The organism is Bacillus sp. TH22, from assembly GCF_016651015.1.
Lineage (GTDB): Bacteria > Bacillota > Bacilli > Bacillales > Bacillaceae_G > Bacillus_A > Bacillus_A mycoides.
This window is the reverse complement of the sequence record NZ_JAEKER010000001.1, coordinates 1,037,854-1,060,766: the sequence shown is the minus strand read 5'-3', so window position 1 is coordinate 1,060,766 and position 22,913 is coordinate 1,037,854. Positions and strand designations below refer to the sequence as shown.

Here is a 22,913-nt window from a genome sequence, read left to right as displayed (position 1 = left end):
TAAGTAGTGAAAAAGTTTAAGTGGAGCATCTTGTTGTTTATTATTTTAGCTCTTGTGCTATCAACAGGAGTCTCCTATTTAGCATTAAATCAAAATGTTAAGAAAGCTAATGAGAATAGCACGCCAAAAATGACAGTTGCATTAGTAAATGAAGATCAAGGAACTGTATTTGAAGGGAATAAAATAGCGTTTGGAGATCAATTTGTTAAAAATGTAAATAAAAATACGAAACAAGAATGGTACGTAGTTAGTCGCGGAGTAGCAGAAAATGGTTTGAAAAATAATAATTACAATATGATGATTGTAATACCTAATGATTTTTCTAGGAAGGCCGTTGCGATTGATTCAGAACTGCCGGAGAAATTAACGTTAAACTACAAAGTAAACGCGACTGGGAATAAAGATTTGAAAGCTGAAGCTGAAAATACAGCTTCTATGATTTTGGAGGACTTTAATAAACAAATAATTGATGTTTATTTTGCAAGTATTATCGGAAAATTGCAAGGCGCACAAGATAATATAGGTAAAATAATTGAAAAAGGAAACACTCAAACAAATATATACAAAAAAGATGTACATAGTCCGTTGGCAAATTATACAAATCAATTTAAAACGGTACAAGACTATACAGGGATTTCTGTTAATAGTTTTAAAGGATTTCAGGATGTCTTAAAAGGGTTTGGTCAAACATTAGATGAAGGAAATAAATCTAATAATACTTATTTGGAAGGTTTTAATAACTTTCAAAAAATGCAATCTGATAATAATTTGTTAGCTAATAATTTTTCGAGTCAATTTAATCAATCTATGAGTGAGATGGGTGCAGGTGATGCTTTAAAGCAGTTAAGCTCACTGGAATCGGCAAATAAAATTATTGCAAATCAATTTATGCTTTCAGAGAAAGAACCAAATATTTTAGCTGATGCTTCAGCAATTCAAAAATATTTAACAGATGTAAAAAAACAAGTATCAGAATATGATACAGAACTTGCAGGGAAGTTAGAGAGTGACATTCAAGCAACGATAAATAAACGATTACAGAAGTCTCTTTCAAATGATGGACAACAAGAAGTATTTATAAATACGTTAATGAAACAACCAGATGTTCGAATAAAGCAACAAATCGAGAATTTAATTACAAAATTACCTAGTTTAAATATGGAAGAAATAGTTCAAAGTGATTTGCCAGATGAAATGAAATTACAACTGAAAAATGTAATTCAATTTACAAATAAATATAATAAAGAAAATAATTTTAATTATGATCCTGTAAATAAAATCTCTTTAGGAAATTCAATTAAAGAAGTAAAGAATAGTCTTTCTAAGGATGGAATTACATTTAGTGATACAGCGAAAGTAATCAAGATGGAATCACCTCAAACTATGAACATAAGTATTCCAAGTGGCTTTGAACTATACGGAAGTACAGGATCTTTGTATATTGATGATGTGGATCATACAAGTGAATTTCTTCAAAACGGAGCAGTTACAATACCTGCCCGTAATGAAGGGGATTTAAAAATTAACCTTCATGTGAAGTTAATAGATCCAAGCATCAATATAGATGTTTTTTCTCCAGTAACATGGGAATGGAGATTAAATGGAAATTACGAAAAAGAAACTAGTTCTGGAAAAGAAGAGCCTAAAAAAGAAGAACCTAAAAAAGAGGATGAAGGAACACAATCCAAAAATAGCAAGGTGGAAAATGTAGTTAATAAAACGCAGTATGGAATAATGCCGCTAGTACACACTGCTAAAAAACCTATCATTCAAAAAACGGAACAGGATAACAATGGTAACGGAGGGACCCCTGAAGGCGGAACAGATCCAGGAGGAAATCCAGGAGGCGGAACGGGAACAGATCCAGGAGGAAATCCAGGAGGTGGAACGGGAACAGATCCAGGAGGAAATCCAGGAGGTGGAACGGGAACAGATCCAGGAGGAAATCCAGGAGGCGGAACGGGAACAGATCCAGGAGGAAATCCAGGAGGCGGAACGGGAACAGATCCAGGAGGAAACCCAGGAGGCGGAACGGGAACAGATCCAGGAGGAAACCCAGGAGGCGGAACGGGAACAGATCCAGGAGGAAACCCAGGAGGCGGAACGGGAACAGATCCAGGAGGAAACCCAGGAGGCGGAACGGGAACAGATCCGGGAGGAAACCCAGGAGGCGGAACGGGAACGGATCCAGGAGGAAACCCAGGAGACGGAACGGGAACAGATCCGGGAGGAAACCCAGGAGGCGGAACGGGAACAGATCCAGGAGGAAACCAAAACCAAGGTGATAACTCAAAAGTTATTGAACGAACGACTAATCAAGTTGTACATCAAAAAACAGAAAAATTAACAACTAATACATCTAATGTACTAATTAAAGAAGCAGTAGATACTGTTCAAAGTTACCAAGGTTTACTTAGTCTGTACCAAATGTATTATGGGATTGACTTAAGAACGAAAGATGTAGGTCCTAAGCTAGAAGAGGGAAGTTTAGATGCAATTGCGACTGATCAATCTTTGTACTATGTATTAAATAAACAAAGCTTAATTGATTTAATTTTAAACCTTGTTTCATCTAGTATTACGGCAGAAGTAAAGCAAGATATGACAGGTTTAAAACAAAAAATAGACGCTTATCAACAAGTGATTACTAGTGCGGATCAAAATTCAATGCTACTAGCGGAGAAATTAAATGTAACGACGCAGCAAGCAACTAGTATGAATGAAAATTTAGGAGAGTATTTAAAAGGTTTAGCGAAATGGCGTGAGAGTAGCTTAAAGCTAGTTGAAGAACAGCAAGTGCTAACAACAAATAATACTGGTGAGCAAACAGCTGTTTTATCGTTAGATTCTGGTATTAAATCATTAATGATGCAAAGTCAGTCATTGGTCGAGAGTTCGAAGCATAGTTTAACAACATCAGACGATGTATATAAAACATTTGATCAAATTAATGGACAAGCAAAAGAAATTCAAGACAGTGGAACGACAATTGTTTCAAAGGCTGATTCATTATTAAATGACTTTACAAAGAAAATGGACGATGATAAATCATTCTCCAAAAACTTTACTAAAATTTTGGCTAATAGCCGAATTGGTGATCGCCAAAATGAAATGTTATATCAATTTTTATCTAGTCCAGTTCAGAAACAAAATGATGGAGTCATTGTAGCTGGTAATGCTTTTACACCATATTTAATCGTATTAACTTGTTTTATTGTTGCGTTATTTACAGCATACGCAATTGCGAATCAAGAAAAGAAACGAACGCAATCAGATCATTTTGAAGAGAAATTCTCATTAATTGATATGAATGTACCAACTACAGTAGTGGCATTCGGTATATCAATTGTGGAAGGAATTAGTATAGGTATCATTTCTGGACGTCTTTTACAGTTCGGTCAAGATCAAAGTTTACTATGGATTGCGTTTATCACAATCATTATGATGGCGTTTGTATTGGTCTCAACATACTTATTACGACAAATAAAAATGGTAGGGATGTTTATACTATTAGTATTTTTAAGTATGTACCTATTTTTAACTGAAGCAGTTGGAAGTAAAGTAGATCAAATGTCGTCTGTTGGAAAGGTACGTCAGTTCTCACCACTTCAGTATATAGAAAGTTTTCTAAATGATTTTATTAGCGGTAAAGATACTGGAAAAGTTATTTTCATCGTGTTGTTTGTAATTGCCATTATAGGATTAGTTGGTAATCTATTTGTATGGCATAAGAAATGGGAGGAAAAAGAAGTAAATGATCAAACAATGGAGCATAGTGGCTAAGTTATCATTTCTCTCTATCCTTTTACTGTTTGTCGCGCTACCGATAAGGAGCGCGGCTGACAGTTATCTTGGTGATGATGGGAAGATTAAGTTTAAAGTAGATCGTGTTGAAGAAAACGACCAAGAAAAAAATAAAAAGGAACACAAGGAAACTGAATTAGATAAAGCATCGATTGAGTTATTTAATAAAGAAATAGAAGAAGAAATTCAGAAAAAGAAAAAGAAAGAACAAAAAGATATGGAAGCTTTACGAGATTCTCTTTTTATAAAACAAAAAGAAATAAACAGTGTTAAAGATACGAAAAATAGTTTATTTAGCAGTGAATACGTTGTCAGAAAAAGTGCAGATGAAGTAGCGAGTAATGAAACAATGAATGAAAAGCCAATTAGTACAACAATAATATTATTATTTGGCGGTGGCATTGTACTTATTTGCATCGGTATTTATACAGTTCTTCGCAAAAGTTGGAGGTAAAGTAATGGCAATACAAACACATATTAATGTAACGGTAGATTTTAGTAAATGGAATGGAAATACATATGATTTACGTATTCCGAATCATCAATCTATTAAATATTTGTTGAAAAATTTATTAGATACGCTAAAGATTGATAATCATGAAGGTTCACATTTTGTAATTAAAGTAAAGAATAAGTCAATTGTTTTAACAGATAATGATCGTTTAATCGATCACCAAATAACAGATGGAGATATTTTACAAGTTTTATAAAGAATATGTTTACTTTTAGTTATTTGAAAATAAGTTATTACGGGTTATAAAGAAAAGGAGAAGAGGATAAAAATGACGGAAAAAACAATTCAAATTGATGCAATGAACTATCAATTTCAAATAGAAAAGGAAAATTGGAAATTGGAGATGACAAAATCTCAAACACGTATAAAAGACTTCCGTCAATTTGATGTAATTACGGGCGTATCATCTGAATTTGTACCATTAACGATAGAGGAAACTGATGATATGTTTACCTTTATATTTCAAGTGGATAAAAAATTATATAAGTGGGATGATCTTAGCCGTTTTGGAAGAAATGAGAAATTAAGACTGCTTCGAAATGTTGCGCAGTTTCGTAAATATTTAAATAAACGAATCACGTTCTTTTTACATCCGGACAATATAGTTTTTAATGCTAATTTAATGCCAAGTATTATACATAGAGGAATTCGAGATATTGTTCCACCAACCCCGTTGTTAGAAGAGCAATTTTTAACACAATATAAGTGTCTAATTATCGCTTTATTCTCCAAAAAGCACAATTTTGATGATTTGTATGCTGGGTTACTAAAAGATGCAAAAGAAACAACATTTGAACAGACGGTTGCTCAAATGGAAAGCTTAGATGCATTACTGCAATTTCTTGATGACAGCTTTGAGAAGGAACAAACAAAAACAGAAAAAAATATGCAGTTAGTACCTAAAAAAAGCTATAAATCGTTTAAATACTTAGCTTTTTCCTTCATAGCGGCGACTGTGATTTTAGCTGCTCCTTTAATATATTTCACTTTTATAAAATTTCCTTATCAAAATAAATTATTAGAAGCAAATGCGAATTTCATAGCAACTGATTATGACAAAGTAATTACTCAATTAAATGAAGAGGAATTTGAATCGTTACCGATTGCATCTAAATATGAGTTAGCATTTGCATACATTACAGCTGAAAAACTAGGTGAAGATCAAAAGAAATCAATTATGAAAAATATTAGTTTGAAAAGTGATGAAAAGTATTTGCTGTATTGGATGTATAACGGAAAAGGTAATTTTGATAAATCATTAGATTTAGCTAAGACACTTGATGATCCTCAGCTTATTATGTACGGCCTTGTTAAACAAATTGAATCACTGAAAAATAATCCGGATTTATCAGGAGAAGAGCGTGATCAAAAGTTAAAAACATATGAGCAACAATTAGATGAATATCAAAAGAAATATGGAAAATCATCAAACGATAAAGACTCGTCGAGCACAGAGAAAAAAGAGTAAGCAAGCACTTGATGAGACAGTTGAAAAGGAGCAGTGAACACGGATGGAGCAACTATTAGTATTGACTTATGGAGACAAAATATATAAGTGCACATTACATCCAAATGAGCAATCAATAGTGTCGATTGGAAAAGAGTGGACAAATGATATTACGAATCCAAGTTTAGAACAAGAAGTAGAATTAAAGTGGAATAATGAAGTGAACGCTTGGATGGTACAAAATCAATTAATAGAGTTCAATAAGGAATTTGAGATTGGAAAAACTAAAGATGTGAGCTTGAAAATCTTTATATCTATTATTGGTACAACTAAAGTGTTTGATATCGGAACGAAACATTCTCTTACAATTAGTCAAAACAGTTATGATGATATTTCTATTATCGGGACAAATGTGGATTTAATGCTATCTCGTGAAACGTTGTACGATTCTTTTAGAGTAAACGTATATGAAGGGGATGTATTTCATAATTATACGAAGCTAAAAGATAGCGCTATGTTAGAAGCAGGAGATCAATTATATTTTGATGGTGTTTTAGTAGAGATAGGCAGTGAAGATATTCAAGTATTGTCTTCAGAAGAGAACGTTAAATCTACGTTACCTATTTTAGTAGAATCCGAAACGAATTATCAAAGTGGTTATCCAGACTATCATCGTTCACCACGTATTATTTACCGTGAACCAGAAGAGAAAATGACAATTGCAAAACCTTCAAGTATGCCGTCAAAACCGACTGAGCATTTGGCGAGAATTATTGCACCATCTCTTGTCATGATTGTCGTAACGGTATTACTCGCTATCTTTATGAAATATGGAATGTTTATTATTGCATCGATAGCGATGACATTAGTAACGATTATTGTTTCTGTCACATCTTATATAAAAAATTTAAAGCAATATAAAATTGACATTGTTGAACGTGATAAAAGTTATAGAGCGTATATAAAACAAAAAACGAAAGATTTACATGCAGAAAGTGAAAAGCAGCGTCATGCATTACAATTTCATAATCCAAATGTTGAAGTAATACGTAATATGGCTGTGCAAGTAAATCCACGTATATATGAAAAAACAATGCTACATCATGATTTCTTAACATTTAGCGTTGGGACAGGACAAGCTAATCCGAGTTTTGAAATCCAATTTAATGAAGAAGAATTTAGTCAAACGAAGGATGAATTAATTGATATAGCGCGTGAACTAAGACAGCGTTATCTTTCTTTGGAAGATGTACCTGTTGTAACAGACTTGATAAATGGACCGGTTGGCTATATTGGACAACGCTCTTTAGTGTTAGAACAATTACAATTATTAGTTGTGCAAACCGCGTTATTCCATAGTTATTATGACTTGCAGTTTATTACTATTTTTCCTGAAGAAGAAAAAGAAAAATGGGATTGGATGCGCTGGCTACCTCATGGAAGTGTTCGCGATATAAATGTACGTGGATTTGTATACCATGATCGTAGCCGTGATCAAGTGTTAAATAGTTTGTATCAAATATTGAAAGAACGAAAATTAAAACTAGATGAAAAAAGTTCAACTAATGAAAAAATGTACTTTGCACCGCACTATGTCGTTCTCATTACAGATGAAAAACTAATACTAGACCATGTTGTTATGGAATTCTTTAATGATGATCCGAGTCAATTAGGTGTATCACTTGTATTTGTACAAGATGTTATGCAAAGTTTACCGGAGCACGTGAAAACGGTAATTGATATAAGAGATGCAAAACAAGGGAACATCATCTTAGAACAAGGAGAGCTTGTTAACCGTCAATTTAAATTGAATCATGTACCGAAAGGGTTCAATTTAGAAGATGTCTCACGTGCATTGGCACCGTTAAACCATTTGCAAAACTTAAAAAATAGTATTCCAGAAAGCGTAACATTTTTAGAAATGTACGGTGTTGAGAAAGTAAAAGAACTGAATATCACAAGTCGCTGGGAGAAAAATGCAGCGCATAAATCTTTAGCTGTACCACTTGGATTACGTGGTAAAGAAGATATCGTAAACTTAAATTTACACGAAAAAGCACACGGACCACACGGGTTAATAGCAGGTACAACAGGTTCAGGTAAGTCGGAAATTATACAATCGTATATATTATCTCTAGCAGTCAATTTCCATCCTTACGAAGTAGCCTTTCTACTAATTGACTATAAAGGCGGCGGTATGGCGAATTTATTCAAAAACTTACCGCATTTATTAGGAACAATTACGAACTTAGATGGAGCACAAAGTATGAGAGCGCTCGCATCAATTAAAGCTGAATTGCAAAAAAGACAACGCTTATTTGGGGAAAATGATGTAAACCATATTAATCAGTATCAAAAATTGTATAAAGAAGGCTTAGTAAGTGAACCGATGCCACATCTATTTTTAATTAGTGATGAATTCGCGGAACTGAAGTCAGAACAACCAGAATTTATGAAAGAGTTAGTTTCAACAGCGCGTATCGGTCGTTCACTCGGAATCCATTTAATATTAGCTACGCAAAAACCGAGTGGTGTTGTAGATGATCAAATTTGGAGTAACTCGAAATTCAAACTAGCATTAAAAGTTCAAAATACGTCAGATAGTAATGAAATTTTAAAAACACCAGATGCTGCTGAAATTACATTACCAGGACGTGCGTACTTACAAGTTGGGAACAATGAAATTTATGAACTATTCCAATCAGCTTGGAGCGGAGCAGACTATGTAGAAAATAAAGAGGATAAAGAACATTTAGACGCAACAATATATGCAATAAATGATTTAGGACAATATGAAATATTAAGTGAAGACTTAAGTGGACTTGGTAGCAGTAAAGAAGTAATAAGCGTACCATCTGAACTGGATGCTGTTATTGACTACATTCACGATTACGCAGAAATAAATGAAATTGAAGCGTTAGCTAGACCGTGGTTACCACCACTTCCAGAAAGCGTATATCTACAAGACTTACATGCTATTCAGTTCAAAGAAGCATGGACGAAAGAAAAGAAACCATTAAAAGCAACAGTTGGTCTACTAGATCAGCCTGAATTACAATCACAAACACCATTAACACTAGATATTAGTAAAGACGGACACGTAGCGGTCTTCTCAAGTCCAGGCTACGGAAAATCAACATTCTTACAATCAGTCATTATGGATGTAGCTCGTCAGCATAGTCCGGAGCATTTGCATGTGTATTTATTAGACTTCGGAACAAATGGTTTAATGCCATTAAAATCTTTACCGCATGTGGCAGACATCATTACATTAGATCAAGTTGAAAAATGCGAGAAATTTCTTCGTCGCATAGAAGACCTATTAAAAGATAGAAAGCAATTGCTAAGTAAATATGGCGTTGCAAGTCTTGAAATGTATGAGAGAGCTAGTAAAGAAGTATTACCAACAATATTAATTACGTTAGATAACTATGATTCTGTTAGAGAAGCTGGATTTGTCGAAGACTTTGAACGCATTGTTGCACAAATTGTACGTGAAGGGGCAGCAGTAGGAATTCATTTAATGCTTACGGCTACACGTCAAAATGCATTGAGAGTACAAGTAAATACAAATATTAAACTACAAATTGCTCTATATATGATAGATGAGGCAGAATCTAGAGCTATTGTAGGAAGAACAGAGTTAAAAATTGAAGAATTAGCAGGACGTGGTTTAGTTAAAATTGACGAACCAACAATCTTCCAAACAGCTTTACCGACAAATGGAGAAGATGTCCTTACTCGAATTGAAAATATACAAGCTGAAGGAAAAGAGATGGATTCCTTCTGGAATGGAGAAAGACCGAAAGCAATTCCTATGGTACCTGAAGTTCTGGAATACAAAGAATTTATTGCATGGCCAGAAACAAGGAAAATTATTGAAGCAGGCAAACTAACATTTGGTGTAGAAACAGAAAGCGTTACACCTCTCGAATTAGATTTAACGGAAGCGTCTAATATTGTTGTAGGGGGAATTAAGAAAGATGAAGTTGAAAATGTAGTTCATCAATTCCTTCAACAGTTAGCAGACAGTGGTCACTTTGACCTAGGTTTAATTGATACAAGAACACGCAATTTCTCAAACTATAGAGAGAGCTCTGCTTTATATGTAGCTGAAAAAACAGGAATTGAGAAAACGATTAAACAAGTTACAAATGCTTATAAATCGAGAGAAGCGGCGTTTAAAGAGGAGCAGGAAGCATCAAGTGAAACAGTGAACCCGGCAGAATTTATTAAGAAATTTAAGCCGATTGTAATCGTAATCGCAGATGTAAATGATATTTTAAGTAATTTAGAAGATAGCGATATATATAGTTTGGCGGAATTAATAACAAATGGTGCATTTATGGGCATCCACTTCGTAATTGGCTGTGATGTTGATTCAATTGACAGTCGATACGACTTAGTTTCAAAAACAATAAAAACGCAATCTCATGTTATTTTACTTAGAAAATCATCAGGCCAAATGGTCTTCGATGTATCTAATAAAGATTTAAGTAGTACAAAATTAAATCCATTTGAAGGGTATTTTGTTGAAAATCGTTTTGCTACTAGAATTAAAGTGCCAACTATTTAAGGGGGGATTTGCATGGGGATAGAGGAATTAAATAGTCAAAAATCTGGTTTGTTAAGTAGTATAAGTCATCAACAAGGGCAATTGGCTGAATTACAAATGAAACTACGAAGGCTAACAACTGCTAAAGGGAAATTTGTAAATAATCTTGAAGCAATTAAACAAAATCAAGAGCAGTTTAAGTCTTTAGAAATAAACGAGAGTAGTTGGAAAGGGCAAAGAGCAACTACCTTTAAAGAAACGTATGAACAACAAGTTATTTCTAATTTGGGGAGGTTTATTGGAGAACTAGGGAGAGTGCAAGAAGACATCGATCAAGCTATACGGCGGCTTGAAAGAGAAATCGCTACATGTGAGTCTAGTATTCTTTCTCTAAGTAGAAGTGTTTCAATGGTTGACGCTAGTATTCAAGTAGAAGTACAGAAGGCGGGGAAATGATAAATGGGGGAAATTAAATTAAATAAAGGGGTATTTGATGCGAAAGTAAGTGAATTGAAAAGTGGCGCTAGTGATTTAGGTAAGACTAAATTTAATGGTATGCAGTTACATCGTACGAATTTAAGTAAACTGAAAAAATATTGTGAAGCGATTGAAAAGTTATCGAAAAAAGTGCAGCAATATGAACAAATACTACAAAAGGATATTAGTAGAATTCAGCAAACAGGACAAGAAATGGTTCAGCAAGATGAAAAGCTTGGAAAAGATTTGAAAGACAGTTCAGCTCACCGTGCTATGTAAAGGGATAGGAGGGAGAAAATATGAGCAAAATCATAGAGTTACAAGAAGTAAAAGAACTGCAAGAGCGCTTTAATTCAAGTGCTGAAGAGTTAAATCAACATTTGGAAACATTGCAGCAAAAAATAGAGGACTTTACACAAATTAACTCTTTTCAAGGGAAAGCTGCTGATACTATTAAGAATCATTTATCTACAGTTCATGGAGCTGTTATCACTGGATTTACAGTTACAGCGGAAATGTTAAAAAGTCAATTTCAAAAAGCAATAGAGGAATTTAACAGTGAGGTTGACAGTGATGCAGATGCGAAAATTCATGGAAGTTATTTGGATGATGTAAAGAAAAAAGTTAATGGATATAGTGAGGGATTCAGCCACTCTAATGAAGAGGCAAAAAAAACAGTAGGTACGATTAGTGACATCGTCGCAATTCAATATCCATCATCATCAAGCATCACTGAAGGTGCTGTAAAAAGCCAAAAAGAAATCAGTGATACATTAGAAAAATTAGAGACTTATAATAGTAAGCAAAGTGACCTGCAAGAATTTGATGAATTAATGCGTAAGATAGATGAGGGAATGCAACAAATAAAAGTGAATAATGGGAATTTGTCTAGCGCTTCAATAGGGAAGCTATTAGCTGACACATCAATTGGAAATATCATTAAGGGATTGGCAGATGCCATGACTAAGTTTGATATTGGGAATAAGGGAGCTAAGGCTACTTTAAATGCCTACATACGCATGCATTATGTTACAAAGAAATTGGGTTTTGATGCCCTTTTTGATCCTAAAGGCCGAAAAGGTAAAGGGGCATATACATTATCGACTTCTAAGAAAGAAGATATGGTTTTAGCAGAAAGAATACTTAAAATGGATAATAAAGATGACGTTTTATTCAAATATTTACAGGATAAATTAGAATTTAAATTCGAGGGTTTGAAAACAACAAAGGAACAAATAAAAAAGGCAAGCAGAAATATTTATAAATTACCAGAGTTTCAAAATTACGCAGATTTTCGGATGGATCGAGAGAACAAAGGAGTGCCTACCGCGATTGGGAAAAAAGGACTGAGTTCATTTAAAGCTGCTTGGGCAGACGGCTTAAAGGATATTAATCCTATGAAATGGAAAGAAGCGTTTAAAGGCCTAGGTAAAGCAGGAGGAATATTGAAAGGAGCAGGTATTTTTGGAGCGGTTGTGTCAGTTGGAGGTAATGTTGTTGATGCTAAAGAAGGTGGTTGGCAGTTAAAAGATGTAGTTGATGTAGCAACAGATTCAGCTGTAGATATTGGAGCAAATGCTGGAGCGATGGCAGCTGGTGCTGTAGCGGGGTCGTTTTTCCTTCCACCGCTTGGTACTGTGGTAGGAGCTGGTACGGCGGTAGTTGGTACATGGCTATTAAATAAAAAATGGAATGGGGAAGATAATGCGATAGATTATGTTAAAAAAGGAGTGAAAAATGTAACTGAAAAGATAAATGAAAAATTAAAAATAGGAGAAAAACTAAAATCTGTATTTTGGTAATTAGACTACACGAAAGGTGCTTATAGATGATGTGGAATATAAAAGAAGAAGATTTAGATAAGTTTAGGATGACATGTAAAGATCGTTTAAGTCCTGAGGGTGCAACGGTGTTTATGTTTGGAGGAATACTGTATAGTTCAATAGCTATTTTTTCTATTGTTTTATCAGTCTGGTTGGGATTACTGCATAGCTCTTTTCAATGATATTGAAATTGTTAAGCTAGAAGTGTTGTTATATGCTCTGCAAATAATCTTTTTTATTCTATATTTATTTCCAAAAGCTCAATTTAAATTTCAAAAGTTACAAACATTTGTCGTATTATTATATGCATTTCAATTAGGGACTATAGGGTTCACTGTTTTTATTGTTTTTGAAATAGCTAATTCTTCAATTGACCAGATTGCATTAATATATGCAGGGTTATTATTTATAGGAGCAGTTATTGTCCATATTATGGCAACAATCGATACATTTAAACAAGCGAGTAAAGGTGCATTTAGTACGGATGAGAGATCCACTTCATTTTTTAGTAATACAAAAGGAACTATGATGAAGGTGGCCACAATATACGTACTAATTCTACTTATTTTGAGTTATTTTCGTAATGATTTTGCCTTAGACGATTTTATAATGGGGGGTGTAGTAGGGAATATTTTAATGTATGCAGTGGCTATTGGTGCAGCGGAATTTCAATTATTAGCTTATTGTAGATTTAAATTTCCGTCATTTAACATATCATGGGAGCAACATAAAAGAGAGACTCCAAGATATCAAAAGAAAAATAAAAAAGGGAAATCGAAACGTAAGGCGTAAAGGAAATGAGTATAGTAGGTTTAAATGTTCGTCACTTACCATAATGTGGAAGGTATGTGAAGGAGAGCGTAAGTGACATTTGAAGAAACATAAAAAATATAGCCAAGAGAAAGAATAGTAAAAGGGGTAAGTATTATGAAAATTCAATATAAAGCGTTATCACTGTTAAATTTAATTAGTATTACTCAAATTGTAAAAAAAGAAGATTGGTTATTACCTGCTATCGCACTGAGAAATCAAGTTGTTCATAATGGAATATATGCTGTAGGTCCTGTTCTTTTTAAATATCAGCCATTGGACAATGAACCAGAGTACGGCGAATATACGTATTCTGTTCCAGTAAATGAACGTGTTAAATTAGGGGAGAATTCTGCATATGAATACGTTGATGGATTAATTATTGAAGAGGCATTAAGTGTTCGATTTACTGATGAAGATGGTGATATTGAGGAGGCTTATAATTTAATACATGAGTTTGCAGAACAGCATCATATCAAGTTAGATAATGGTTTTTATCACGTATGTTTAGACGTATACGGTGACATGTGGCTAGATATTTATGCTCCTATTATAGAAGTAGGTGAAACAATAAAATGATAATTGAAGGACAAAGTATTGCATATACAAATGTTGTTTCGAAAGAGTACTATTTTCATTACGAAGATATGGAAGAAGCAATTGAACATTTTATGTCAGAAATTGCAACAGCGAATTTAACAATAAAAGGTCCGATGTTTTATGCTTTGAAAAATATACCATCTGATGAAAATATGTACGTTGAATTATTTATGCCGGTAAATGAAGATAAAATTCCAGCATCAGAAACACTTCAATTTAGGAGCTATTATTATGTTGATGAGATGCTCATGAAACGATATACGGGAGATTATGAAAAATTAACAGAGCAAGTATATGGTGAAATGCTTCAGTATATGGAGGATAATAATCTGAATTTAGCCTCGCCAATTTATCATGTGTTTAGCGGTGATGAGTCTTTACAGTATGTTGAAGTGAAGATTGCTGTATTTAATGAAGAATAATATTTTAAGCTTGTGATCTATAGGGAAAAGAAAGTTTCATAGAAATAATAATATGTGGATGGTTTTATTCTATAAAATCCGAGTGTTATTTTTGCTTTGAAAAGTGAGGGGGATGTATGGGTTTATTTTCTAGAGAAAGAAAAGTGTACTTTCAGCAAGATTGTAAAGAGAGAAATGCCGAGATAGTTAAACAAAAAATATTGAGTAAAGCTTCAGCATCTGAATGTATAATAACTGGTGAAATGCTAGATGAAATAATTTCTGCTGAAAGTACTGTTGAAATGATTAATGATACTTTACGTTCTGGATCTGTGAAAGAAGGAATGGAAGATTCCCGATACCCTAAACTTTTGAGAGAAATTTCAAGAGTTTTATCCGTAAGTAATGCAAGTTTATTTCGCATGATTTTTTACTTTGACGTATATGAGATTCTTGTCGAAGTATCAAACACGACGAAAGCAATTATTCAATTTGAATCAGTAGATGAAGAGGTAAGAGATTCAACGTTTTCCGATATTAAAGTGATTGGTTTTATATATAGGAAAAAATCCACTGATCAGGAAATTGAAAAAATATCAGAGTGGATGTTAGAGTTTAAAGTATTGAGCGATAAGATAAAGGAACATAATGAAGCATTGCAAAAGAGATAGTTTTGAATAGTATATGGGGATGTAACATAAATAAAACCTTCTCTTTAGAATGAGGAGGTTTTTTATTCTAAAATCTATATGTAATTGATTGAACAATTCGATATGAGATTTTTCAATTGGATTAATCTGTATTGGTAGTAGTTACGTTCTGCAGTTCGCTTTGTTCTTATTTTGAAAGGGGAAATTTATTCGAAAGTCAATTTGTAAAGAGGGGAAGGTGTTATTTTGAATAAGGATCGGAATCTTTCGGAAACAGAGAAAAGTTTTTTTGAAAGGACAATAGTATCTATCTATAAAGCGTTAGAATTTATAATGAAATATACAATGATTCTAATAATAATAATGTCAATATTTGTGATAATTGCTGCTGTTTATTTTAAAATATATGAGGGTATAGGGGCGGGTGTATTCCTCTTAATCTCGTCATTATTTGCATATTTGGTATTTTTTAAGAAAAGTAAAAATGCCTAAATTAATAGCGAAAATAAAATTTTAAAGATTAACAACTATAATACGTTATTTGAAGAGGGAAAGTTTTGAATATGGCATGAATGTATAACAGCAAGAAAACCTTCTCTTTTCGTTAAAATGAGAAGGTTTTTATTTTTAATCTATATGATTTAAGTGAATGTGGTTAAAGGTGGGGCACTTGAATGTGGAAAATAAAAGAAGAAGATTTAGATCAATTTAGGGTGACATGTAAAAGTCGATTAAGCCCTGAGGGTGCTTTAGGTTTTATGATAGGAACAATAGTGTACGTTTCAGTTATGATGTTTTTTCTTATTGGTACTTTAGTAACGTTTGGTTGGGACTACTATACTACTTTATTCGAAAAAACAATTGTTAAAATTGAACTTGTGCTATATAGCTTGCAAATAATTTTTTTAATTCTATATTCATTTCCAAAAGCTCGATTTAAATTTCAAAAGTTTCAAACGATTGTCGTATTATTATATGCATTTCAATTAGGTACGATATTATTCACGGCTTTAATTCTTCCTGGAATTTCGGATTATATAATCGACGGAATTACATTAGTATATGTAGGTTTCTTATTTATAGGAGCAGTGATTGTTCATATTGTGACAACGATTGATATGTTTAAACAGGCAAGTGAAGGTGCATATAGAATGAATGAAAGATCTGCTTCCTTTTTTAGTAAAACAAAAGAAACTATGATGAAAGTGGCTTCAATATACACATTAATCCTACTTATTTTGATTTATTTTCATAATGATTATGCGATTGCTACTTTGATTGGATATGTAATAGGTACTGTTTTACTGTACACAGTAGCCGTTGGTGCAGCAGAATTCCAGCTATTGGTGTACTGTAGATTCAAATTTAAATCATTTAATATGACTTGGGAAGAAAATGAGAGAATGCGTGGGAGAACTCGAAAACAAAATAAAAAATTCAAAACGAAAAGTAAATAAGGGTGAAATAGAATTTAAGTGTATGAGAATTATTTAAACTATATAGAAGGTGAAAAAGTCTGGATGTGGAATATAAAAGAAGAAGATTTAAATGAATTTGAAAGTACTTGCAAGAATCGCTTAAGTCCCGATTGGGCTACAGGGTTTGTGTTTGGAACGCTGTTTTTTATTTCATTAATAATGTTTTTTCTTATTGGAGGGTTAATAAGGTTTGGTTGGAGTTATTACCAGACTCTCTTTGATAAAATAATTGTTAGCCTTGAGTTAGTGCTTTATAGTCTTCAAGTAATTTTTTTAATTATTTATCTGTTTCCTAAGATGCCATTTAAATTTCAGAAACTACAAACACTCGTGGTACTATTATATGCGTTTCAGCTAGGTACTATAACATTTACAATGTTGATAATCCCTGGAATATCAAATTATTCAATTGATCAAATTACATTAATGTATGTTGGGTTATTATTTTTAGGTGCAGTCATTTTACATATTTTAGCGACTATTGATACTTTTAGACAGGCAAGTAAAGGGGCATTTAATAAGGGAGAAGAATCCTCTTCATTTTTTAGTAAAACAAAGAGGATTGCAATAAAGTTTGCTGTAATTTATGTGTTAACTCTTCTCATTTTAATTTATGTGCATAATGATTATACACTAAATATTTTAGGATTGTATGCGGGAGGAACTCTAATAATGTACGCGGTAGCCATAGGTGCAGCTGAGTTCCAATTATTAGCCTATTGTAGATTTGAATTTCCATCATTTTATATTTCGTGGGAGGAACATGAAAGAGAACGTCAGAAAAGAGTAAAGCTTTATGAAGAGAGGGAAAAAAGCAAGCCAAAGAAATAAAATAAGTTTTGGTTTCTGGAAATTCGAATAGAATATATAAGCAATAAAGGATTGTATATAAATCGATGCTATTAAAAATTAAAGTATCTTCAATATAATCTGTATGAGTAAATAAATACCGGTAAGTAAAGGTGAACTATATTACTATCAAAATGGGAATGTAATGAACCTAAAAATGCCTAGAGAAATCAACGGGGTGTCAGTATGAAGTTAAAGAAGAAAGCTAAGATGATGATAGTTTTGTCGATAGTAGCAAGTTTATTAAGTGGATGTGGTTTTGGGGAGACGAAGATAGAGTATGAGAGATTAGTAAAGGCGTTGGATGAAGGGGATATGAAGACAGTTATGTCTGCGAGTGATGATGGGTATGCTTATGTGACCCAAAGAGGTATTTATAGTACGTTTGAGCAAAAAGAAGATGGAGAGCACAGTAAAACAATTCGTCAAACTACGGAAGGTGTATATAATACAAAAGATAAAAGTTTATATGGAGAGGCGATACAAACAGTTGCGACTGATATAGAAAAAGACAAGGGAAAAAGGACAAATGAAAATTATAAAAAAGAAACTATTTATAGTACTCATGTTAAGTATGAAAATGGACAGGTGAAAAGTCCGGATTCAAATCTAGATGTTTCATACGTGAACTTAATTGTAGATCGTTTAAATGGGATAGGGAAACTAAAGATGAAGCCCGAGGATGATATAAAAAAGTTTGATCAGCCTAATTCAGTGGGATATCGAATAACTGAATCTGAATTTAAAAATATTATTAATAATAAATTAAAGATACAATACGATGAATTTGATGGAGCAACAATTGTATTGCACCTGGATGCCCCAAAAAATCCAAAACAAATTTTGCAAATGAGGATAGATATAGACTTTAAAGAAAAGAATGAGGATGGAAAAGTAGTAGAAAATATGTTCCAAATAATAACGTATTTTAATAGAAAACAGGATAATAACCAAGATGCGAGACAGGAATATTTAAAATATAAGGTGCAGTACAACAAAAGAGATGGTTAAGAGTGGCGATGAAAATAAAAGATGTGAAATTAGTGACTAAGAAAATTGCATCTTTATTTTGGTAATATACTATAGTTCGGGGAAAGGTAGAGTTAACAAATGTGGAACATAAAAGAAGAAGATTTAGATGAATTTAAAATAACATGTAGACATCGTTTAAGCCCAGAAGGAGCTATGTTGTTTATGTTTGGTGGAATGCTTTATAGTTCGTTATTGATGCTTTTTATTTTTGGAGCATTAATTAGATTTGGCTGGGATTACTATCCGACTCTTTTTGACACAGTAATAGTCAGAATGGAATTGTTGTTATATAGCCTACAAGTAATCTTTTTTATTATATATCTGATCCCTAAGGTACGTTTTAAATTTCAAAAGCTCCAGACATTGGTGATATTATTATATGCGTTTCAGTTAGGTACTATAGGTCTTACGGCATTTGTTCTTCCAGGGATGAGTAATTATTCTATTAATTTTATTACGCTTATTTATGTAGGTTTACTAGTATTAGGAGCAATACTTGTTCATGGTGTAACAACAGTTGATACTTTTAAACAAGCAAGTAAAGGTGCATTTAGTATGGGAGAAAGATCTACTTCATTTTTTAATAAGGCAAAGAAAAATGTAATGTTTGGTGTGGCAATTTATGTACTAATTCTTCTTGTTTTAATTTATATACAAAATAATTACTCATTGAGCATAATGTTTGGTTACTTTATATTTACGTTCATCATGTACGCGATAGCCATAGGCGCAGCTGAGTTCCAATTATTAGCCTATTGTAGATTTAAATTTCCATCATTTTATATTTCATGGGAAGAACATGAAAGAGAACGCCAGGAATTCTTAAAGCGTTATAAAGAGAGAGAGGAAAAGAAAGCGAAAGAAATAAAATAAGTTTTGGATTCTGAAAATTCGAATAGAAAATATAAGCAATTAGGGCTTGTATATAAATCGATGCTATTAAAAATTAAAGTATCTTCAATATAATCTGTATGAGTAAAAAAACACCAGTAAGTAAAGGTGAAGTGTACTACTATCAAAATGGGAATATAATGAACCAGTAACCAACGGGGTGTCAGTATGAAGTTAAAGAAAAAAGTTAAGATGATGATAGTCATGTCAATAGCAGCAAATTTATTAAGTGGATGTGATTTTGGGGAGACGAAGATAGAGCATGAGAGACTAGTAAAGGCGTTGGATGAAGGGGATATGAAGGCTGTTATGTCTGCGAGTGATGATGGGTATGCTTATGTGAAAGAGAGAAGCATATATGGGATTTTTGAGGGAAAAGAAGACGGTACTCATAGTAAAACAATCTATCAAACAACAGAGGGGATTTATAATACGATTGAGAAAAAATTATTTGGAGAAACAACGGAGGAAATAGCTACAAATATTAAAAATGAAAAAGAAAAGGCGGATATTAGTAATTACAAAGAAGAAGAAATTTATCATACTAATATTATGTATGAAGGTGGGGAAGTGAAGACGGTAAAAACAGCATTTGATGTGTCCGCTGTTAAATTAATTATGGATCGCTTACAGGGAATAAAAGATTTAAAACCGTCAGAAGATACAAAAGGATTCGATGAACCGAATATTGTTAGTTATAGTCTAACAGAATCTCAGTTTCAACAAGTACTAAACGATAAATTAAAGTTAGAATATGATGAATTTATTGGTAGCTCAATTGGATTGCACTTTAATGCTATAAAAGATTCAAAGAAAGGATCTATGGGACTATTAGAAATAAGAATAGCTGTAAGTGTAAAGAAAGAAAATGTTTTAAAACAACAGCAAATATTTGTAAGCTTTAATGATAAAAAAAGTAATAATAAAATAAAAGAAGACTATTTGAACTATCAAAGACATTTTAATTATGTAGGTGATTAATGTGACCAAAAGATTAATTAATAAAATAATTATTATGATAGTAATGATTCTATTAGGTGCGTGTAGTTTTGGTGAAAAAAAGATAGATTATGAGCCGTTTGTCAAAGCTTTGGATGAAGGGGATATGAGAAAGGTTATGTCTGCGAGTGATGATGGATATGCGTATGTGAAAGAACGAGTTGTTGATTTTACTATAGAAACAAATGGTGATGAAAACCATTATAATACGCTGTATCAAACTACTGAAGGTATATATAATTTGAAAGAAAAATTGTTATATGGAATAACGTCTCAAAGAATAACAAGTAAAACAAAAGATGAAAAGGATAGACATAAGAATAATAATTATAAAGAAGAAGAAAAATATAATATAAACTTGCTGTATCAAAACGGAAAAGGTCAAGGATCTGATTCAAATTTGGATGTTACTCCTGTGAAATTGATATTTAATAGATTACAAGGTGTAGGGGATTTAAAACTGAAAGCAGGAGGTAACAGAAAAAAATTAATGAACCAAATTCAGTTGGATTTACTTTAACAGAAGCGCAATTTCAAGAAATAATTAATGATAAATTAAAATTGCAATATGATAAATTTGAAAATGCATCAATTGTACTTAACTTTAACGATTCAATAGACAATGAAAAACATCCAATGCAAATAACAGAATTAACAATTTCAATTGACTATAAGAGGCAAAATGATGAAGGTAAAATGTTAACACATAGTCAGCAAATATATGTGTATTTTAGTAGTGAAAAAAATAATAATCAAGAAGCTACGAAAGAGTATGTAAATTATAAAAAGAAATATGAAAATAATAAATGATTAAGTAAGTGAATGAAAGACCGAAAGTTGAGGAGGTTTTAGGTGATGCAATTACTTCTAATTGTATCATGATGGAATATTTAGAGAGATTAGTGTGGTGAATGTTTAATAATTATTTCTAGTTGTATTGGAGAGAATTAGAGCATAAAAATGCAGCCCCAATTGCTAGACTATATGTAACAATTGGGGACGTTTATCTATCCAAATTTAGTTTGAATACATAACATTTTTTAGTTAGAGTCATGGCTCCGCAAGTAGTTTCTTCATCTTCATAATAACGGTGTGAAATTTTTTGTAATTTGCTTTTATTGCTAAGTGACAACTATTTCTGTATATAGAGTAGCCCTTATTATCGGTACATCGTCCACATTCCAATGTCTTTAAACCCTAGGCGTTTATAAATTCGTCCAGCAGCTGGATTGTTATAAAATAAACAAAGTGTTCGGCCTTCGTTCGTAAAGTCTTGAATCATTTTTTGCAATATAAGCGAAGCATATCCATTTCCGCGGTAGTTCGGATGCGTACATACGCCAACAACCATAGCAGATAATGAATTTTCAGCGGAAGTTGAGGAGGATGCGATGATTGCGCCGTCTTTTTCAATATAATATGTACGTCCTGTATTTGTTTCGATAGCTTGCCTTAACATTTTTTCTGATTCATTAGCAGCCGGGAATTCAGCGATGTCACTTCGTAATTTCATAATTCGTTCTATATCATCGAGTGAGGCAAGTTTAATTGTTTCATGAATTGGTGTGCTAGGTAAGTTGCTGTCATTTAGACATTCGCAAAAATACATTTCATTTTTGGCGCCTAGTTGTACACTTGGAGCAGTTTCAAATCTTTCTACAATAGTTGACTTGCCAGAGAGTTTAAGCGGCTTATATGCGGAAAGAAGTGCCTCATAGTCAGTAACCACAAACTCTTCTTTACTATACGGTATAAATGTATCGTGAAAGCGAAGTAAAATGGATTTTAATGTTCCATTCTCTTTAAATACGCCCCATAATTCTTGAAAGTCTGTTTCATAACCGAAAGCTTCTAAATCCCCAATAATAAATAAGTTAAGGGCTGCTTCTTCTTTTAGAAAAGAAAATACTTGTTTATGATCTTTCTTTGTTAATTTTCTCATCATAACGAATCGACCTCTTTTTTATTTTTCTAAATATTACAACTTAAGTTTTTTGAAATCAATATAAAATTTTATGTTTAGTTCACCAACTTTCGGAAAAACTAGGAAAGATATGACAAAGGAGGTTATGAACGGTGGATCATCCAATTCAAGGATTAATGAGAGCAGCAATGGAAAATTTGAAGGAAATGGTCGATGTAAATACGATTGTTGGGGAGCCTGTTCAAACGGCTGACGGTGGTGTAGTGTTAACAGTTTCTAAAGTGGCGTTCGGTTTTGGAGCAGGAGGATCTGACTTCCAGACGAATGATGGACAAAGAGCGAACGGTAACCCTGCATTTGGTGGCGGTAGTGCGGGTGGTGTTTCTATTACACCAGTAGCATTTCTTGTAGTGAATAAAGATGGAGTAAATATTCTGCATCTACAAAATGCGACACATTTAGCAGAAAAAATAATTGAATTAGCTCCGCAAACAATTGATAAAATTCAATCGATGTTCCAAAAAGAAGAAAAGAAAGAGGGAAATAATCACCCTCAAAACCCAGATGATATCCTTTAAAAACGCCTGCTCATAAGCAGGCGTTTTTTCTTGTAATCAGTATGTAATAAAACACATGAAATTGTAAATAGTTTTTGAAGT

General features: G+C 32.9%; 19 protein-coding genes and 2 pseudogenes. 20 read left to right on the top strand and 1 reads right to left on the bottom strand.

Annotated features, from left to right (window positions below):
* The first annotated feature begins 6 nt into the window (after positions 1-6).
* The 19 genes and pseudogenes from esaA to JFU18_RS05200 all read left to right on the top strand — a co-directional run bounded on the left by esaA (position 7) and on the right by JFU18_RS05200 (position 21,140).
* Entirely contained in the window at positions 7-3,783 is a 3,777-nt protein-coding gene (esaA, locus tag JFU18_RS05285) for a type VII secretion protein EsaA (RefSeq protein WP_201033681.1), read from the top strand.
* Positions 3,755-4,258 carry a type VII secretion protein EssA gene (gene essA, locus JFU18_RS05280; protein ID WP_085310677.1) on the top strand — a complete coding sequence of 168 codons (504 nt, stop codon included), beginning with the start codon at positions 3,755-3,757 and terminating at the stop codon, positions 4,256-4,258. Before esaA ends, essA begins: the two co-directional genes overlap by 29 nt.
* A gap of 4 nt (positions 4,259-4,262) precedes the next feature.
* Complete coding sequence (locus JFU18_RS05275) at positions 4,263-4,514, top strand: EsaB/YukD family protein (RefSeq protein WP_001007571.1); 252 nt, start codon at positions 4,263-4,265, stop codon at positions 4,512-4,514.
* A gap of 72 nt (positions 4,515-4,586) precedes the next feature.
* Positions 4,587-5,786: a type VII secretion protein EssB gene (gene essB / locus JFU18_RS05270; protein ID WP_201033682.1), complete on the top strand. Its 1,200-nt coding sequence runs from the start codon at positions 4,587-4,589 to the stop codon at positions 5,784-5,786.
* A gap of 43 nt (positions 5,787-5,829) precedes the next feature.
* Complete coding sequence (essC, locus tag JFU18_RS05265) at positions 5,830-10,341, top strand: type VII secretion protein EssC (RefSeq protein ID WP_201033683.1); 4,512 nt, start codon at positions 5,830-5,832, stop codon at positions 10,339-10,341.
* Positions 10,342-10,353: 12 nt separating this feature from the next.
* On the top strand, positions 10,354-10,776 hold the full coding sequence (locus JFU18_RS05260) for a YwqH-like family protein (protein WP_016092741.1): 423 nt from the start codon (positions 10,354-10,356) through the stop codon (positions 10,774-10,776).
* Positions 10,777-10,779: 3 nt separating this feature from the next.
* Positions 10,780-11,076 (top strand): TIGR04197 family type VII secretion effector, encoded by a 297-nt coding sequence (locus JFU18_RS05255; protein ID WP_000503891.1) that lies wholly within the window; start codon positions 10,780-10,782, stop codon positions 11,074-11,076.
* Positions 11,077-11,096: 20 nt separating this feature from the next.
* Positions 11,097-12,599, top strand: a complete 1,503-nt coding sequence (locus JFU18_RS05250; protein WP_201033684.1) for a T7SS effector LXG polymorphic toxin — start codon at positions 11,097-11,099, stop codon at positions 12,597-12,599.
* A 29-nt stretch (positions 12,600-12,628) separates the two neighbouring features.
* A pseudogene (locus JFU18_RS05245) lies at positions 12,629-13,412 on the top strand (hypothetical protein).
* A 135-nt stretch (positions 13,413-13,547) separates the two neighbouring features.
* The gene (locus tag JFU18_RS05240) at positions 13,548-14,009 is read left to right on the top strand and encodes a DUF5085 family protein (protein WP_085310689.1); all 462 of its coding nucleotides are present in this window, start codon (positions 13,548-13,550) and stop codon (positions 14,007-14,009) included.
* Positions 14,006-14,452 carry a DUF5085 family protein gene (locus JFU18_RS05235; protein ID WP_002186033.1) on the top strand — a complete coding sequence of 149 codons (447 nt, stop codon included), beginning with the start codon at positions 14,006-14,008 and terminating at the stop codon, positions 14,450-14,452. The genes JFU18_RS05240 and JFU18_RS05235 overlap by 4 nt, the downstream gene beginning before the upstream one ends.
* A 116-nt stretch (positions 14,453-14,568) precedes the next feature.
* Positions 14,569-15,102 carry a hypothetical protein gene (locus tag JFU18_RS05230; protein ID WP_201033685.1) on the top strand — a complete coding sequence of 178 codons (534 nt, stop codon included), beginning with the start codon at positions 14,569-14,571 and terminating at the stop codon, positions 15,100-15,102.
* Between the two features lie 225 nt (positions 15,103-15,327).
* Positions 15,328-15,573 (top strand): hypothetical protein, encoded by a 246-nt coding sequence (locus JFU18_RS29795; protein WP_033708124.1) that lies wholly within the window; start codon positions 15,328-15,330, stop codon positions 15,571-15,573.
* Positions 15,574-15,755: 182 nt separating this feature from the next.
* Positions 15,756-16,538, top strand: coding sequence for a hypothetical protein (locus JFU18_RS05225; RefSeq protein WP_201050284.1), 783 nt, complete (start codon positions 15,756-15,758; stop codon positions 16,536-16,538).
* A 63-nt stretch (positions 16,539-16,601) separates the two neighbouring features.
* Positions 16,602-17,390, top strand: coding sequence for a hypothetical protein (locus JFU18_RS05220; protein WP_201033687.1), 789 nt, complete (start codon positions 16,602-16,604; stop codon positions 17,388-17,390).
* A 204-nt stretch (positions 17,391-17,594) separates the two neighbouring features.
* A complete protein-coding gene (locus tag JFU18_RS05215) occupies positions 17,595-18,419 on the top strand; it encodes a DUF3952 domain-containing protein (protein ID WP_201033688.1) in 825 nt (274 codons plus the stop codon).
* A 99-nt stretch (positions 18,420-18,518) separates the two neighbouring features.
* The gene (locus tag JFU18_RS05210) at positions 18,519-19,313 is read left to right on the top strand and encodes a hypothetical protein (protein ID WP_201033689.1); all 795 of its coding nucleotides are present in this window, start codon (positions 18,519-18,521) and stop codon (positions 19,311-19,313) included.
* Between the two features lie 186 nt (positions 19,314-19,499).
* The gene (locus JFU18_RS05205) at positions 19,500-20,312 is read left to right on the top strand and encodes a DUF3952 domain-containing protein (protein WP_131246660.1); all 813 of its coding nucleotides are present in this window, start codon (positions 19,500-19,502) and stop codon (positions 20,310-20,312) included.
* A gap of 34 nt (positions 20,313-20,346) precedes the next feature.
* Positions 20,347-21,140: pseudogene (locus tag JFU18_RS05200) on the top strand (DUF3952 domain-containing protein).
* Between the two features lie 349 nt (positions 21,141-21,489).
* Here JFU18_RS05200 and JFU18_RS05195 read toward each other — a convergent pair.
* Complete coding sequence (locus JFU18_RS05195) at positions 21,490-22,275, bottom strand: GNAT family N-acetyltransferase (protein WP_016092730.1); 786 nt, start codon at positions 22,273-22,275, stop codon at positions 21,490-21,492.
* Between the two features lie 131 nt (positions 22,276-22,406).
* Here JFU18_RS05195 and ytfJ point away from each other — a divergent pair, with 131 nt between their 5' ends.
* On the top strand, positions 22,407-22,832 hold the full coding sequence (ytfJ, locus tag JFU18_RS05190) for a GerW family sporulation protein (protein WP_016092729.1): 426 nt from the start codon (positions 22,407-22,409) through the stop codon (positions 22,830-22,832).
* The last annotated feature ends 81 nt before the right edge of the window (positions 22,833-22,913 follow it).